The following is a 267-nucleotide window of genomic DNA, read 5'->3' on the forward strand; positions in this document are numbered from 1 at the left end:
CTTGCGCTATATCGATTACTTTTTGTTTTGCACGCTCACTTGTGAAAGGGGGACTATGGAAGTGAACTGCTTCCACAGATACGCCGCGTTTCATCGTTAAGTAAGCTGCTACTGGGCTATCAATTCCACCAGAAAGAAGTACCATTACTTTTCCGCCAACGCCAACTGGTAAACCGCCAGCTCCCATACGCTCATCACACATAATGTAGCTATAACCACTGCGAATTTCTACACGTACATTTACATCTGGATTATGAACATCTACAG

General features: G+C 44.2%; 1 protein-coding gene. It reads right to left on the minus strand.

From position 1 onward, the window contains the following. The coding region (locus KVT27_RS24895) for a 7-cyano-7-deazaguanine synthase (RefSeq protein WP_217582198.1) at nt 1-267 on the minus strand (267 nt) is incomplete at both ends.

Origin of the sequence: Lysinibacillus sp. GbtcB16, from assembly GCF_019091145.1 — a bacterium.
Taxonomy (GTDB): domain Bacteria; phylum Bacillota; class Bacilli; order Bacillales_A; family Planococcaceae; genus Lysinibacillus; species Lysinibacillus fusiformis.